Source organism: Streptomyces sp. NPDC044921 (assembly GCF_056432865.1).
In genome coordinates, this window is the sequence record NZ_JBWKIF010000018.1 from 40,497 (window position 1) to 55,631 (window position 15,135).

The window sequence follows — 15,135 nt, forward strand, 5'->3', positions numbered from 1 at the left end:
TTCTCCCGACCCCTTACAGCTTCATCAGGCTGGCGTCGTCGACCGAGGCCGAGTGGCGGGCACGGAACAGGGACACGATGATGGCGAGCCCCACCACGACCTCCGCGGCGGCGACGACCATCGTGAAGAAGGCGATGATCTGGCCGTCGAGGTTGCCGTGCATCCGGGAGAAGGCGACGAACGCGAGGTTGCAGGCGTTGAGCATGAGCTCGATGCACATGAACACCACGATCGCGTTGCGCCTGATCAGCACGCCGGTGGCACCGATCGTGAACAGCAGGGCCGCGAGGTAGAGGTAGTTGACCGGGTTCACTTCGACGCCTCCTCGGGCCGCTTGAACGTGGCCGGCTCGACGGCCTTGCGCTCCAGGCGCTCCTCGGCCCGCTGTTCCAGGGCCTTGAGGTCGTTGAGCGCCTCCTGCGACACGTCCCGGACCTGGCCCCGTTCGCGCAGCGTCTTGCTGACGGTGAGGTCGGAGGGGGTGCCGTCGGGCAGCAGGCCCGCGATGTCGACCGCGTTGTGCCGGGCGTAGACGCCGGGCGCCGGCAGCGGCGGCAGGTACTTGCCCTCGCGCACGCGCTCCTCGGCGAGTTCGCGCTGCGTCTTGGCGCGCTCGGTGCGCTCGCGGTGGGTGAGCACCATGGCGCCGACGGCGGCCGTGATCAGCAGGGCACCGGTGATCTCGAAAGCGAAGACGTACCGGGTGAAGAGGAGGGCGGCGAGGCCCTCGACGTTGCCCCCGGCGTTCGCCTGGCCGATGCCGTTGAACTCCTGCAGGGAGGCGTTGCCGATCCCGGCGATCAGCAGGATGCCGAAACCGAGTCCGCACAGCAGGGCGAGCCAGCGCTGGCCCTTGATGGTCTCCTTCAGGGAGTCCGCCGCGGTGACGCCGACCAGCATCACCACGAACAGGAACAGCATCATGATCGCGCCGGTGTAGACGACGATCTGCACGACGCCCAGGAAGTAGGCGCCGTTGGCGAGGTAGAACACCGCCAGGATGATCATGGTCCCGGCGAGGCACAGCGCGCTGTGCACGGCCCTCTTCATGAGGATGGTGCACAGGGCGCCGATCACCGCGACCGTGCCGAGGATCCAGAACTGGACGGCCTCTCCGGTGGAGGTGGAGTAGGCGGCGAGCTGGGCGGTCATCGGCCGATCACCTTCTCCGACGCCGGTTCCGTCCCGCCGAAGGTCGAGTCGGCCTCCTGCACCACCTCGCCCTTGGAGTGGGCGACCTGCCGCTCGGTGCCGGGCGCGGCCTCCGTCACCAGGCCCCGGTAGTAGTCCTGTTCATCCGTGCCCGGGTAGATGGCGTGGGGCGTGTCGACCATGCCCTCCTCCAGGCCCGCGAGCAGCTGCTCCTTGGTGTAGATGAGGTTGGCGCGGCTGGAGTCGGCCAGCTCGAACTCGTTGGTCATCGTCAGCGCGCGCGTGGGGCACGCCTCGATGCACAGGCCGCACAGAATGCAGCGGGCGTAGTTGATCTGGTAGACGCGGCCGTAGCGCTCGCCGGGCGAGTAGCGCTCCTCGTCCGTGTTGTCCGCGCCCTCGACGTAGATCGCGTCGGCGGGGCAGGCCCAGGCGCACAGTTCGCAGCCGACGCACTTCTCCAGGCCGTCCGGATGGCGGTTGAGCTGGTGCCGTCCGTGGAAGCGCGGGGCCGTGGTCTTCGGCTGCTCCGGGTACTGCTCGGTCAGCCGCTTCTTGAACATGGCCTTGAAGGTCACGCCGAAGCCGGCCACCGGGTTCATGAAACCGGGCTTGGTGTCCTTCGGTTCCTCGGCCTGCGAACGCTCGAGTTCCTCAGCCATCGGACGCCTCCTTTCCCTCCGTGGATCCGCCCAGAGGTCCGTCACTGTGAGTATCGGGTCCGCCACTGACAATCAACTCCCGGTCACGGCGCGAGGGCCGTCGCGGGACCGGCGGGAGTTCCTGCCCGGGCAGGGGCGGTACGGGGAATCCGCCCGCCATCGGGTCGAAGGCGGCCGGGGCCTCGGCCGGCGGTTCGGCCTGCTTGGCCTTCTCGCGGAACATGTCGGCGACGAAGGAGAGCAGCAGCAGGGCGAGCACGGCGCCGCCGACGTAGAGGGCGATGTCGGCGAAGTCGTAGCCCTCGTTGCGCAGGGCCCGGACGCTCGCGACGAGCATCAGCCACACCAGCGAGACCGGGATGAGGACCTTCCAGCCGAGCTTCATCAGCTGGTCGTAGCGGACGCGCGGGAGGGTGCCGCGGATCCAGATGAACATGAACAGCAGCAGCTGCACCTTGACGGTGAACCACAGCAGCGGCCACCAGCCGTGGTTGGCGCCCTCCCAGAAGGTGCTGACGGGCCAGGGCGCCCGCCAGCCGCCGAGGAAGAGCGTGGTGGCGACGGCCGAGACGGTCACCATGTTGACGTACTCGGCGAGCATGAACATCGCGAATTTGATCGACGAGTACTCGGTGTTGAAACCGCCGACCAGGTCGCCCTCGGACTCCGGCATGTCGAAGGGGGCGCGGTTGGTCTCGCCGACCATGGTGACGATGTAGAGGATGAAGGAGACCGGCAGCAGCAGGATGTACCAGCGGTCGGTCTGCCCCTCGACGATCGTCGACGTCGACATCGACCCCGAGTACAGGAACACGGAGGCGAAGGCGGCGCCCATCGCGATCTCGTAGGAGATCATCTGCGCGCAGGAGCGCAGGCCGCCCAGCAGCGGGTAGGTCGAGCCGGAGCTCCAGCCCGCCAGGACGATGCCGTAGATGCCGACCGAGGCGACCGCGAGGATGTAGAGCATCGCGATCGGCAGGTCGGTGAGCTGCATCGTGGTGCGCTGGCCGAAGATCGAGATCTCGTTGCCGGCCGGGCCGAAGGGGATCACCGCGATCGCCATGAAGGCCGGGATGGCCGCGATGATCGGCGCGAGGACGTAGACCGCCTTGTCCGCGCGCTTGACGACGACGTCCTCCTTCAGCATCAGCTTGATGCCGTCGGCGAGCGACTGGAGCATGCCCCAGGGGCCGTGCCGGTTGGGCCCGATGCGCAACTGCATCCAGGCGACGACCTTGCGCTCCATGACGATGGAGACCAGCACGGTCACCATCAGGAAGGCGAAGCAGAACACCGCCTTGATGACGACCAGCCACCAGGGGTCGGTGCCGAACATCGAGAGGTCTTCAGCGGCGAGGGACGGGCTCATGCCTCCACCTCCTTGGGGGCCTCGCCGGCGGGGGCCGCCGGGCCGATGCGGACGAGGGAGCCGGGCCGCGCCCCGGTGTCGGAGGCGACGCCGCCGCCGGTGGAGTTCAGCGGCAGCCACACCACCCGGTCGGGCATGTCGCTGATCTGCAGCGGGAGGGCGACGGACCCCTCCGGGCCGGTGACCGTAAGGAGGTCGCCGTCCTTGACGCCCGCCTCGGCGGCCGTGGCGGCCGACACACGCGCGCGTGCGGCGTGCCGGGTCCCGGCGAGCGCCTCGTCGCCCTGCTGCAGGACGCCCTGGTCGAGCAGGAGCCGGTGCCCGGCGAGCACGGCCTCCCCGGCGGCCGGGCGGGGCAGCGCCGCCGCGGTCTCCAGGGGTTCGGTGGCGCGCGGGCCGTCCCAGGCGCCGAGCCGGTCGATCTCCGCCCGCACGGTGCGCAGATCCGGCAGTCCGAGGTGGACGTCCATGGCGTCGGCGAGCATCTGCAGCACGCGCGCGTCGGTCGGCGCGATGCGGCGGGTCATCTGGTCCGGCTTGAGCGCCGCCTCGAAGAAGCGGACCCGGCCTTCCCAGTTGAGGAACGTGCCGGCCTTCTCGGCGACCGCCGCGACGGGCAGCACCACGTCGGCCTTGCGGCTGACCTCGCTGGGCCGCAGTTCGAGCGAGACCAGGAAGCCGACCTCGTCGAGCGCGGCACGCGCGCGTGCCGGGTCGGGCAGGTCGGCGATCTCGACGCCCGCCACGAGGAGGGCCTGGAGTTCACCGGACGCGGCGGCCTCCACGATCTGGCCGGTGTCACGGCCGTAGCGGTGCGGCAGGCCGGCGACGCCCCAGACGGCGGCGACCTCGTCCCGCGCGCGCGGGTCGGTGGCCGGGCGCCCGCCCGGCAGCAGTGACGGCAGCGCGCCCGCCTCGACCGCGCCGCGCTCCCCGGCCCGGCGCGGGATCCACACCAGCCGGGCGCCGGTCGCTGCGGCGGCGCGGACGGCGGCGGTCAGGCCACCGGCCACGGCGGCCAGCCGCTCGCCGACCACGATCACCGCGCCCTCGGTGCGCAGCGCCTCGGCAGCGCGCGCGCCGTCGCCCTCCAGGCCGGCCCCGCTCGCCAGCGCGTCCAGCCACTCGGTCTCGGTGCCGGGAGCCGCCGGGAGCAGGGTGCCGCCGGCCTTCTCCAGACCCCGGGTGGTGTGGGTGGCGAGCGCGAAGGTCCGCTGCCCGTGCTTGCGCCAGGCCTTGCGCAGCCGCAGGAAGACGCCGGGCGCCTCCTCCTCCGCCTCGAACCCGACCAGCAGGACGGCCGGGGCCTTCTCCAGCGCGGTGTAGGTGACGCCCGTGCCGTCGAGGTCCCGGCCGCGCCCGGCGATCTGCGCGGCGAGGAAGTCGGCCTCCTCGCCGCTGTGCACGCGCGCGCGGAAGTCGATGTCGTTGGTGTCGAGCGCCACGCGCGCGAACTTGCTGTACGCGTAGGCGTCCTCGACGGTGAGGCGGCCGCCGGTCAGCACGCCGGTACGGCCCCGGGAGGCCAGCAGTCCCTGGGCCGCGATCTGCAGCGCCTCCGGCCAGGAGGCCGGCTCCAGCTCACCCTCGGCGTTGCGCACCAGGGGCGTGTCCAGCCGGTCGCGCTGCTGGGCGTACCGGAAGGCGAACCGCCCCTTGTCGCAGATCCACTCCTCGTTGACCTCCGGGTCGTTGGCCGCGAGCCGCCGCATGACCTTGCCGCGCCGGTGGTCGGTGCGCGTGGCGCAGCCGCCGGAGCAGTGCTCGCACACCGACGGGGAGGAGACCAGGTCGAACGGGCGGGAGCGGAACCGGTACGCCGCCGAGGTCAGCGCTCCCACGGGGCAGATCTGGATGGTGTTGCCGGAGAAGTACGACTCGAACGGGTCGCCCTCGCCGGTGCCGACCTGCTGGAGCGCGCCCCGCTCGATCAGCTCGATCATCGGGTCGCCCGCGACCTGGTTGGAGAACCGGGTGCAGCGGGCGCACAGCACGCACCGCTCGCGGTCGAGCAGCACCTGCGTGGAGATCGGGACGGGCTTGGCGTAGGTCCGCTTGCGGCCGTCGAAGCGGGACTCGGCGTCGCCGTGCGACATGGCCTGGTTCTGCAGCGGGCACTCGCCGCCCTTGTCGCAGACCGGGCAGTCCAGCGGGTGGTTGATGAGCAGGAGCTCCATCACACCCTTCTGGGCCTTCTCCGCGACCGGGGAGCTGAGGTGTGTCTTGACGACCATGCCGTCGGTGCAGGTGATGGTGCAGGAGGCCATCGGCTTGCGCTGGCCCTCCACCTCGACGATGCACTGGCGGCAGGCGCCGGCCGGGTCCAGGAGGGGGTGGTCGCAGAACCGGGGGATCTCGATGCCGAGCTGTTCGGCGGCCCGGATGACCAGGGTGCCCTTGGGCACGCTGATCTCGGCGCCGTCGATCGTCAGCGACACGAGGTCCTCCGGCGGGACCGCCGCCTCTCCCCCGCCGGAGGGAGCGTTGGTGGTCACGGTCATGCGTTCACCTCCGTGCGGTCGGCCCAGGCCGTCGACTTGGCCGGGTCGAAGGGGCAGCCCCGGCCCGTGATGTGCTGCTCGTACTCCTCGCGGAAGTACTTGAGCGAGGAGAAGATCGGCGAGGCGGCGCCGTCGCCGAGGGCGCAGAAGGACTTGCCGTTGATGTTGTCGGCGATGTCGTTCAGCTTGTCGAGGTCGGACATCCGTCCCTTGCCGGCCTCGATGTCGCGCAGCAGCTGCACGAGCCAGTACGTCCCTTCGCGGCAGGGCGTGCACTTGCCGCAGGACTCGTGGGCGTAGAACTCGGTCCAGCGGGTGACGGCGCGGACCACGCAGGTCGTCTCGTCGAAGCACTGGAGCGCTTTCGTGCCGAGCATGGAACCGGCGGCGCCCACTCCTTCGTAGTCGAGGGGGACGTCGAGGTGCTCGTCGGTGAACATCGGGGTCGAGGAGCCGCCCGGCGTCCAGAACTTCAGGCGGTGCCCGGGGCGCATCCCGCCGCTCATGTCGAGCAGCTGGCGGAGCGTGATCCCGAGCGGCGCCTCGTACTGGCCGGGGCTGGCGACGTGGCCGGAGAGGGAGTAGAGGGTGAAGCCGGGCGACTTCTCGCTCCCCATCGAACGGAACCAGTCCTTGCCCCGGTTCATGATCGCGGGAACCGACGCGATGGATTCGACGTTGTTCACCACAGTCGGGCACGCGTAGAGGCCCGCGACGGCGGGGAAGGGGGGACGGAGCCGCGGTTGGCCCCGGCGGCCTTCGAGCGAGTCGAGCAGTGCGGTCTCCTCACCGCAGATGTACGCGCCCGCGCCCGCGTGCACGGTGATGTCGAGGTCGAGTCCGCTGTCCAGGATGTTCTCGCCGAGGAAGCCCGCCGCGTACGCCTCGCGTACGGCCGAGTGCAGCCGCCGCAGGACGGGGACGACCTCACCCCGCAGGTAGATGAAGGCGTGCGACGACCGGATGGCGTAGCACGCGATGATCATGCCCTCGATGAGGCTGTGCGGGTTCGCGAAGAGGAGCGGGATGTCCTTGCACGTCCCGGGCTCCGACTCGTCGGCGTTGACAACGAGATAGTGCGGCTTTCCATCGCCCTGCGGGATGAACTGCCACTTCATGCCCGTCGGGAAGCCGGCGCCGCCGCGCCCGCGCAGGCCGGACTCCTTGACGTACGCGATCACGTCGTCCGGCGACATGGCGAGGGCCTTGCGCAGCCCCTCGTAGCCGTCGTGCCGCCGGTACACGTCCAGCGTCCAGGACCTGTCCTCGTCCCAGAAGGCCGACAGCACCGGTGCGAGCAGTTTCTCCGGGCTCATGTCCTTCAGTTCGGCTGCCAAGGTCATCACTCCCCCTCCTCGGCGGTCGGCCCGGCCGGGTGGGCCGGGTCGGAGGCCGACGTGTCCTGCGGCGCGTCGTGCGAGCTCAAGTGCTCCGTCGGAGACGGGTCGTGCGGTGCCCCGGTGCGGGCGGCCTCACCGCGCGGGTGCACCACGCGCGCCGGGGACGCCTCGCCCTTGGCGAGCTTCAGACCGACCAGGGAGGCGGGTCCGGCGCTGCCCCCGGACTCCACCGCGCCCTCCCGCTCGTCGGGGAAGCCGGCCAGGATCCGGGCGGTGTCCTTGAAGGTGCACAGCGGCGCCCCGCGCGTGGGGGTGACCGGGCGTCCCGCGCGCAGGTCGTCGACGAGGCGCTTGGCGCTGGCGGGGGTCTGGTTGTCGAAGAACTCCCAGTTGACCATCACGACCGGCGCGAAGTCGCAGGCCGCGTTGCACTCGATGTGCTCCAGGGTGACCTTGCCGTCGTCGGTGGTCTCGCCGTTGCCGACGCCGAGGTGCTCCTGGAGCTCCTCGAAGATCGCGTCGCCGCCCATCACCGCGCACAGGGTGTTGGTGCACACGCCCACCTGGTAGTCACCGCTCGGCTTGCGCCGGTACATGGTGTAGAAGGTCGCGACGGCGGTGACCTCGGCCGTGGTCAGGCCGAGCACGTCCGCGCAGAACCGCATGCCGGTGCGCGTGACGTGGCCCTCCTCCGACTGCACCAGGTGCAGCAGCGGCAGGAGGGCGGACCGGGAGTCCGGGTAGCGGGCGATGATCTCGCGCGCGTCGGTCTCCAGCCGGGCCCGGACGTCGTCCGGGTAGGCGGGTGGAGGCAGTTCGGGCATGCCCAGGCCGACGCCCCGCTCGGAAGACGATGTGGTCACCGGTCGACGCCTCCCATCACGGGGTCGATGGACGCGACGGCGACGATGACGTCGGCGACCTGGCCGCCCTCGCACATCGCCGCCATCGCCTGCAGGTTGGTGAAGGACGGGTCGCGGAAGTGGACCCGGTAGGGGCGGGTGCCGCCGTCGGACACGACGTGCACCCCGAGCTCGCCCTTGGGCGACTCGACCGCCACGTAGGCCTGGCCCGGCGGGACGCGGAAGCCCTCGGTGACCAGTTTGAAGTGGTGGATCAGGGCCTCCATGGAGGTGCCCATGATCTTCTTGATGTGGTCGAGGGAGTTGCCGAGCCCGTCGGGGCCCAGGGCGAGCTGGGCGGGCCAGGCGATCTTCTTGTCGGCGACCATGACCGGGCCGGGCTGCAACCGGTCCAGGCACTGCTCGACGATCCGCAGCGACTGGCGCATCTCCTCCAGCCGGATCAGGAAGCGGCCGTAGGCGTCGCAGGTGTCGGCGGTCGGGACGTCGAAGTCGTACGTCTCGTAGCCGCAGTAGGGCTGGGCCTTGCGCAGGTCGTGCGGCAGGCCGGTGGAGCGCAGGATCGGGCCCGTGGCGCCGAGGGCCATGCAGCCGGCCAGGTCGAGGTAGCCGATGTCCTGCATGCGGGCCTTGAAGATGGGGTTCCCGGTGGCGAGCTTGTCGTACTCCGGGAGGTTCTTGTTCATCTTCTTCACGAACTCGCGGATCTGGTCCACCGCGCCGGGCGGCAGGTCCTGGGCGAGGCCGCCGGGGCGGATGTACGCGTGGTTCATCCGCAGGCCGGTGATCAGCTCGAAGATGTCGAGAATGAGTTCACGATCACGGAATCCGTAGATCATGATCGTGGTGGCGCCCAGCTCCATGCCGCCGGTGGCGATGCACACCAGGTGCGAGGAGAGCCGGTTCAGCTCCATCAGGAGCACGCGGATGATCGAGGCGCGGTCCGGGATCTGGTCCTCGATGCCGAGGAGCTTCTCGACGCCGAGGCAGTACGCCGTCTCGTTGAAGAACGGCGTCAGGTAGTCCATGCGCGTCACGAACGTGGTGCCCTGCGTCCACGTCCGGTACTCGAGGTTCTTCTCGATGCCGGTGTGCAGATAACCGATGCCGCAGCGGGCCTCGGTGACGGTCTCGCCCTCGATCTCCAGGATCAGGCGGAGCACGCCGTGCGTGGACGGGTGCTGCGGGCCCATGTTGACGACGATGCGCTCGTCGTCGGCGCGGGCCGCGGACTGGACGACCTCGTCCCAGTCGCCGCCGGTGACGGTGTAGACGGTGCCCTCGGTGGTCTCGCGAGGGGATGCGTGCGATGTGCTCACGAGTACGACCTCCGCTGGTCCGGAGCCGGGATCTGGGCGCCCTTGTACTCGACGGGGATGCCGCCGAGGGGGTAGTCCTTGCGCTGCGGGAAGCCCTGCCAGTCGTCCGGCATCATGATCCGCGTCAGGGCGGGGTGGCCGTCGAAGACGATCCCGAAGAAGTCGTACGTCTCGCGCTCGTGCCAGTCGTTGGTCGGGTAGACCGAGAACAGGGACGGGATGTGCGGGTCGCTGTCGGGGGCGCTGACCTCCAGGCGGATCACCCGGTTGTGGGTGATCGAGCGCAGGTGGTAGACGGCGTGCAGCTCGCGGCCCTTGTCGTTCGGGTAGTGCACGCCGCTGACGCCGGTGCACAGCTCGAAGCGCAGGGCCGGGTCGTCGCGCAGGGTGCGGGCGACGCGGACCAGGTGCTCGCGCTCGATGTGGAAGGTCAGCTCGTCGCGGTCGACGACCGTCCGCTCGATGGCGTTCTCCGGAAGCAGGCCCTGTTCCTCCAGGGCCCCCTCCAGTTCGTCGGCGACCTCGTCGAACCAGCCGCCGTAGGGGCGGGTCGCCGGTCCCGGGAGGCGGACCGAGCGGACCAGGCCGCCGTAGCCGGAGGTGTCGCCGCCGTTGTTCGCGCCGAACATGCCGCGCTGGACGCGGATCTCCTCGCCGCCCTGGCCGCGCTGGCCCGGGAGGTTCGACGCGCTGAGGTCCTTCTCGGGGTTGGCGCCACCCGCGCCGTTCGCGCCGTTCGCGTCGCTCATCGCAGCAGCCCCTTCATCTCGATCGTGGGCAGGGCCTTGAGCGCCGCCTCCTCCGCCTCGCGGGCGGCCTCCTCGGCGTTCACGCCGAGCTTGGAGGACTGGATCTTCTGGTGGAGCTTGAGGATGGCGTCCATCAGCATCTCCGGCCGTGGCGGGCAGCCGGGGAGGTAGATGTCGACCGGCACGATGTGGTCGACGCCCTGGACGATCGCGTAGTTGTTGAACATGCCGCCGGAGGAGGCGCAGACCCCCATGGAGATCACCCACTTGGGGTTCGGCATCTGGTCGTAGACCTGCCGGAGCACCGGCGCCATCTTCTGGCTGACCCGGCCGGCGACGATCATCAGGTCCGCCTGGCGCGGCGAGCCCCGGAAGACCTCCATGCCGAAGCGCGCCAGGTCGTAGCGGCCGGCGCCGGTGGTCATCATCTCGATGGCGCAACAGGCGAGGCCGAACGTGGCGGGGAAGACCGACGCCTTGCGCACCCAGCCCGCGGCCTGCTCGACGGTGGTCAGCAGGAAGCCGCTCGGCAGCTTTTCTTCGAGTCCCATGACTAGTGGCCCCTCAGTCCCATTCCAGGCCGCCGCGCCGCCATACGTACGCGTACGCGACGAAGACGGTGAGCACGAAGAGCAGCATCTCCACGAGCCCGAAAATCCCCAGGGCGTCGAAGCTGACGGCCCAGGGGTAGAGGAAGACGATCTCGATATCGAAGATGATGAAGAGCATCGCCGTCAGGTAGTACTTGATGGGGAAGCGCCCGCCACCGGCCGGCGTGGGGGTCGGCTCGATACCGCACTCGTAGGCCTCGAGCTTGGCCCGGTTGTACCGCTTTGGCCCGATCAACGTGGCCATGACCACGGAGAAGATCGCAAAGCCTGCCCCGAGGGCTCCCAGTACGAGGATGGGCGCATAAGCGTTCACCGCTCCTCGCTCCTCTCAGTCGGCACTGACTGCTGGCGGTTGGCGTTGGACTCACAGCCGCCCCACCTGTCCCGCGAACCCCGCACGCCCCGGCGAAGATCGGGAACATGTGAAGCAGGTCACAAGCCCAACCGCGAGCATCTTATGCCCGACGCTCTGTGATCTGCGACACGGGGTATTGCACAAGCTTTGTGATCTCCACCACCTGACGATCGATCATGAAGTCGGATGAGCGGTGATCTTCACACGCGAAGCGTCCGAGTGATCACCAGAGGTGACATTTTGGCTCGTCAGCGCAGCTCGGAGGGCGCGTCTCAATATCAAGAGTGTTCGTATGCATGCAAATTGGCGAGGGAGTCGATCTCCTGATAGAGGCGCGTTCACACCTCCGGGGTCGCGCGGGGCGGGGTGTGGACGCGTGCATCCGTTCACGATCTCCGTGGGGCCGTGATCCGGCCGTGATCAACACGTTGGGGACGCGGCCGCCGGGGCAATCGTTCCGTGACCTCCGCCACATCGATAAGGGGCCCATGAGAACGGGGCTTGGCCAATCAGTCCAACCAGTGGTAGGCGCGGGGCAATTCGGGCGTATTGATCAAACACCGTGATCACAGGCCGGTCACAGGGCGCCCGCAATGTCCGTTACGGCGTCAATAAAGAGCCTCGTTCGGGGGTTTTGGGCCCTCGGTTGAACAACTGTGGCGCAGCACACGTTTCTTGAAGATATGAAGGAGCCCCTGGTACCGGTTGTTCCCATGTCCCACACCGCTCACATACGCAGCCACCGGAAGCCCCGCCGCAGCGCGACCTCGACGATCGCCATGCGTGCCGGAGTTGCCGGTGGCGTTCTCAGCATGGCAGCGGCGGGTGCGTCGGCCTCGGCGAACGCCGCCGAGCCGGTGACGCAGACCATCGAACTGCCCACCCTGACGGCCGACATGTCCGCCGCGGTCGCCCAGTCCGCGGCCGCCACGCAGCAGGCCGCCGCGAACTACGAACTGCGCGCAGAGCGTGACGCCGCCGCCGCCAAGGCCGCCGCGGAGGCCAAGAAGGACCTCGCCGAGGCGAAGAAGAAGGCCGAGGCCAAGAAGAAGGCCGCCGAGGCCGCCCGCAAGGCCGCCGCCGAGCGCGCCGAGCGCAGCGCCGAGCGCGCCACCCTCTCCACCTCCACCTCCGCCTCCGCCTCCACCTCCACGTCGGTCTCGGCGCCCTCCAGCGGCAGCGTCGCCACCGTCATCGCCTTCCTCAAGGCACAGGTGGGCGACGCCTACGTCATGGGCGCCACCGGTCCCAACGCCTGGGACTGCTCCTCCCTCGTGCAGGCCGCGTACAAGCAGGTGGGTGTGGACCTGCCGCGCGTCTCGCAGGACCAGTCGATGGCCGGCACGGACGTGCCGCTCTCCAGCATCCAGGTCGGCGACATCCTCTACTGGGGCGGCAAGGGCTCCGCGTACCACGTGGGCGTCTACATCGGCAACGGCCAGTACCTGGACGCGGCCAACCCGTCCAAGGGCGTCGTCATCCAGGACCTGTCGGGCTACCCGGCGTCGGGCGCGGTGCGCGTCCTCTGACGCCACCTCACCCCTGATACACGCATAACGGGCAAGAGGGCCACTGCCACCGGTCGGCAGCGGCCCTCCCCGCCTGTCCGGGCCCTCCCCGTGCGCCCCGGCGCGCCCACACGACCCTCCAGGGGCCCTGTGAGCGCCTCGCCGGGGTCGAACGTGCCGGCGGGGCCCGGGCCGGTGCCGCGGCCCGTCCACGCGCTTCAGGGGCTCCGGTTCCGGCGGCCGGCGCGGCGTCCGGGCCGGGCGGCACCTCATGCCCGAATCATCCGCGCCCGGCGGCGCTTGACGGGTCACTCTCGCCGTCGTCGTCCGGGCAGTCGTACCCGAACACCCGCAGATCGACCCCGACCTGGCAGGCCGCGAGCAAACGGCCCCGTCCGCGACGTGCATGGTCAGGAAATGTCGTCGATGAGCGCGGCGAGGTCCGGCCCGAACTCGGTGAGGTGTCCCGGCACGGCCTGTCCGGCACGTCGGGCACATCGTCGACCCGGTCCTAAAGCCGCTCGACGCGGCCCGGCGGCGGCTGCTCGACGACGCCGGGGGCTGCCTGTCCGTGCCGGGGGCTGCCTGTCCGTGCCGGGCGCCACGAAGGACGTGCCGTGCCCGGACCGGGCCGTGGTGCGCGGGTTCGACCGGGACGGCGAGCCGCTCGTGATCGAGGGCACCGGGTACTTCGCCCGCTGCCCGGCGCACGAGGCCGGCCACCGCGAGGGGCGGCTCTGCCTGGACCGGCTCTCGCAGCGCGAGCGCGGGGACGCGCTGCGGCAGATGGCGGACCGGCGCGACGAGTACGCGCGCCGGGCCGCCGGCACCGAGGCCCTGAGCGGCTGAGCCGCCCGGGCGCCCGTCAGGCCTTGGGCGCGACCTTGCTCAGCCCGTTGATGATCCGGTCCATCGCGTCGCCGCCCGTCGGGTCGGTGAGGTTCGCCAGCAGCTTCAGCGTGAACCTCATCAGCAGCGGGTGCGTGAGGCCCCGCTGGGCGGCGATCTGCATGACCTTGGGGTTGCCGATGAGCTTCACGAAGGCGCGGCCGAGGGTGTAGTAGCCGCCGTAGGTGTCCTTCAGCACGCGCGGGTAGCGCTGGAGGGCCATCTCCCGGCCGGCCGGGGTGGAGCGCGCGTGCGCCTGGACGATGACGTCGGCGGCGATCTGGCCGGACTCCATGGCGTAGGCGATGCCCTCGCCGTTGAAGGGGTTCACCAGGCCGCCGGCGTCACCGACCAGCAGCAGGCCCTTGGTGTAGTGGGGCTGGCGGTTGAAGGCCATGGGCAGCGCGGCGCCGCGGATCGGCCCCGTCATGTTGTCCGGCGTGTAGCCCCAGTCCTCGGGCATGGAGGCGCACCAGGCCTTCAGCACCTCGCGCCAGTCCAGTTCCTTGAAGGACTCGGAGGTGTTGAGCACGCCTAGGCCGACGTTGGAGGTGCCGTCGCCCATGCCGAAGATCCAGCCGTAGCCGGGCAGCAGGCGGTCCTGGGGGCCGCGGCGGTCCCACAGTTCGAGCCAGGACTCCAGGTAGTCGTCCTCGTGGCGGGGGCTGGTGAAGTAGGTGCGGACCGCCACGCCCATGGGGCGGTCCTCGCGGCGGTGCAGGCCCATCGCGAGGGAGAGCCGCGTGGAGTTGCCGTCGGCGGCGACGACCAGCGGGGCGTGGAAGGTGACCTCGCGCTTGTCCTCGCCGAGCTTGGCGTGCACGCCGGTGATGCGGCCCGTGCGGTCGTCGGTGACCGGCGCGCCCACGTTGCACTTCTCGAACAGCCGGGCACCGGCCTTCTGGGCCTGCCGGGCGAGCTGCTCGTCGAAGTCGTCGCGCTTGCGGACCAGGCCGTAGTCGGGGAAGGAGGCGAGATCCGGCCAGTCGAGCTGGAGGCGCACTCCGCCGCCGATGATCCGCAGGCCCTTGTTGCGCAGCCAGCCCGCCTCTTCCGAGATGTCGATGCCCATCGCCACGAGCTGCTTGACGGCGCGCGGGGTGAGGCCGTCGCCGCAGACCTTCTCGCGCGGGAACTCGGTCTTCTCCAGGAGCAGTACGTCGAGTCCGGCCTTGGCGAGGTGGTACGCGGTGGTGGAGCCGGCTGGCCCCGCGCCGACGACGATGACATCGGCGGTGTTTTCGGAGAGGGGCTCGGTCACGGCGGGATCTCCCCAAGGTTCGAATGCTGCGTGCCGACCGGCACAGGACACGGGCAGTCTATTCAGCGCGCTTGATCACCCGGCCGAGGGCCGCCCCCGACGCGGTGCGATCAGTGACGCTCGGTAGTCGACTGTCACAGAAAGACACTTGTCGCTTCCGGCCGCCGCGGGGCGGGAGTTACCCTTCCTGTACCGCTGGGGGTGACATCTGTGCACATATCCCGCAAGACACCCGAGGTGCGGGTACCGCGCCTGGTCGGTCTGATGGCCGTGGACGCGCGCGAGACGGCCCGGGCCCGGGGGCTGCTCCTCAGCGCGCCGGACCGGCCCGACTTCCAGCTCGCCGTGGTCGACTACGTCGTACGCCAGTACCCGCAGCCCGGGGCCGAGGTGCCGCGGGACTCGATGGTCTACGTGTGGTTCGACTTCGGGCCGGGCGAGGGCGGCGGGGGCGTGCACGAGCCGCGCGTCCCGGGACCGCCCCGGGGCGGACTGCGACGCGAGCTGGACGAGCCGGGCGACCCCTCCATGGTGCTCAGCGACCGTTAGGGGCCCGG

Annotated in this window: 14 protein-coding genes and 2 pseudogenes; 3 read left to right on the forward strand and 13 right to left on the reverse strand. The window is 70.3% G+C overall.

Features of this window, described 5'->3' with window-relative positions; genetic code table 11:
• Window positions 1-13: 13 nt before the first annotated feature.
• Genes nuoK through AC07DA_RS26010 form a run of 11 tightly spaced genes read right to left on the reverse strand, consistent with a single transcriptional unit; the run spans window position 14 to window position 10,879 of the window.
• Window positions 14-313, reverse strand: coding sequence for an NADH-quinone oxidoreductase subunit NuoK (gene nuoK, locus AC07DA_RS25960; RefSeq protein ID WP_003992252.1), 300 nt, complete (start codon window positions 311-313; stop codon window positions 14-16).
• Window positions 310-1,152 (reverse strand): NADH-quinone oxidoreductase subunit J, encoded by an 843-nt coding sequence (locus AC07DA_RS25965; RefSeq protein ID WP_479130601.1) that lies wholly within the window; start codon window positions 1,150-1,152, stop codon window positions 310-312. Before AC07DA_RS25965 ends, nuoK begins: the two co-directional genes overlap by 4 nt.
• The gene (gene nuoI, locus AC07DA_RS25970) at window positions 1,149-1,814 is read right to left on the reverse strand and encodes an NADH-quinone oxidoreductase subunit NuoI (protein ID WP_479130602.1); all 666 of its coding nucleotides are present in this window, start codon (window positions 1,812-1,814) and stop codon (window positions 1,149-1,151) included. The genes AC07DA_RS25965 and nuoI overlap by 4 nt, the downstream gene beginning before the upstream one ends.
• Window positions 1,807-3,183: an NADH-quinone oxidoreductase subunit NuoH gene (gene nuoH, locus AC07DA_RS25975; RefSeq protein ID WP_479130603.1), complete on the reverse strand. Its 1,377-nt coding sequence runs from the start codon at window positions 3,181-3,183 to the stop codon at window positions 1,807-1,809. The genes nuoI and nuoH overlap by 8 nt, the downstream gene beginning before the upstream one ends.
• Complete coding sequence (locus AC07DA_RS25980; protein WP_479130604.1) at window positions 3,180-5,684, reverse strand: NADH-quinone oxidoreductase subunit G; 2,505 nt, start codon at window positions 5,682-5,684, stop codon at window positions 3,180-3,182. The genes nuoH and AC07DA_RS25980 overlap by 4 nt, the downstream gene beginning before the upstream one ends.
• The gene (gene nuoF / locus AC07DA_RS25985) at window positions 5,681-7,030 is read right to left on the reverse strand and encodes an NADH-quinone oxidoreductase subunit NuoF (RefSeq protein ID WP_365741659.1); all 1,350 of its coding nucleotides are present in this window, start codon (window positions 7,028-7,030) and stop codon (window positions 5,681-5,683) included. Before nuoF ends, AC07DA_RS25980 begins: the two co-directional genes overlap by 4 nt.
• Window positions 7,027-7,887 carry an NADH-quinone oxidoreductase subunit NuoE gene (gene nuoE, locus AC07DA_RS25990; RefSeq protein ID WP_479130605.1) on the reverse strand — a complete coding sequence of 287 codons (861 nt, stop codon included), beginning with the start codon at window positions 7,885-7,887 and terminating at the stop codon, window positions 7,027-7,029. Before nuoE ends, nuoF begins: the two co-directional genes overlap by 4 nt.
• Window positions 7,884-9,206 carry an NADH-quinone oxidoreductase subunit D gene (locus tag AC07DA_RS25995; protein WP_479130606.1) on the reverse strand — a complete coding sequence of 441 codons (1,323 nt, stop codon included), beginning with the start codon at window positions 9,204-9,206 and terminating at the stop codon, window positions 7,884-7,886. Before AC07DA_RS25995 ends, nuoE begins: the two co-directional genes overlap by 4 nt.
• Window positions 9,203-9,955, reverse strand: a complete 753-nt coding sequence (locus tag AC07DA_RS26000; RefSeq protein ID WP_479130607.1) for an NADH-quinone oxidoreductase subunit C — start codon at window positions 9,953-9,955, stop codon at window positions 9,203-9,205. The genes AC07DA_RS25995 and AC07DA_RS26000 overlap by 4 nt, the downstream gene beginning before the upstream one ends.
• Complete coding sequence (locus AC07DA_RS26005; RefSeq protein WP_007383964.1) at window positions 9,952-10,506, reverse strand: NuoB/complex I 20 kDa subunit family protein; 555 nt, start codon at window positions 10,504-10,506, stop codon at window positions 9,952-9,954. The genes AC07DA_RS26000 and AC07DA_RS26005 overlap by 4 nt, the downstream gene beginning before the upstream one ends.
• A 13-nt stretch (window positions 10,507-10,519) precedes the next feature.
• Window positions 10,520-10,879 (reverse strand): NADH-quinone oxidoreductase subunit A, encoded by a 360-nt coding sequence (locus AC07DA_RS26010; protein ID WP_019755222.1) that lies wholly within the window; start codon window positions 10,877-10,879, stop codon window positions 10,520-10,522.
• Window positions 10,880-11,604: 725 nt separating this feature from the next.
• On the opposite strand from AC07DA_RS26010, the gene AC07DA_RS26015 reads away from it, so the two are divergent.
• Complete coding sequence (locus AC07DA_RS26015) at window positions 11,605-12,450, forward strand: C40 family peptidase (protein ID WP_479130608.1); 846 nt, start codon at window positions 11,605-11,607, stop codon at window positions 12,448-12,450.
• Between the two features lie 295 nt (window positions 12,451-12,745).
• Here AC07DA_RS26015 and AC07DA_RS26020 read toward each other — a convergent pair.
• Window positions 12,746-12,916: pseudogene (locus tag AC07DA_RS26020) on the reverse strand (peptide deformylase); the annotation flags it as partial.
• On the opposite strand from AC07DA_RS26020, the pseudogene AC07DA_RS26025 reads away from it, so the two are divergent.
• Window positions 12,908-13,278: pseudogene (locus AC07DA_RS26025) on the forward strand (peptide deformylase); the annotation flags it as partial. The pseudogenes AC07DA_RS26020 and AC07DA_RS26025 sit on opposite strands and share 9 nt — an antisense overlap.
• A gap of 16 nt (window positions 13,279-13,294) precedes the next feature.
• Here the strand turns inward: AC07DA_RS26025 and AC07DA_RS26030 are convergent.
• Window positions 13,295-14,578: a geranylgeranyl reductase family protein gene (locus AC07DA_RS26030; protein ID WP_479130609.1), complete on the reverse strand. Its 1,284-nt coding sequence runs from the start codon at window positions 14,576-14,578 to the stop codon at window positions 13,295-13,297.
• 237 nt (window positions 14,579-14,815) lie between these two features.
• Here AC07DA_RS26030 and AC07DA_RS26035 point away from each other — a divergent pair, with 237 nt between their 5' ends.
• Complete coding sequence (locus AC07DA_RS26035) at window positions 14,816-15,127, forward strand: PASTA domain-containing protein (RefSeq protein WP_479130722.1); 312 nt, start codon at window positions 14,816-14,818, stop codon at window positions 15,125-15,127.
• The last annotated feature ends 8 nt before the right edge of the window (window positions 15,128-15,135 follow it).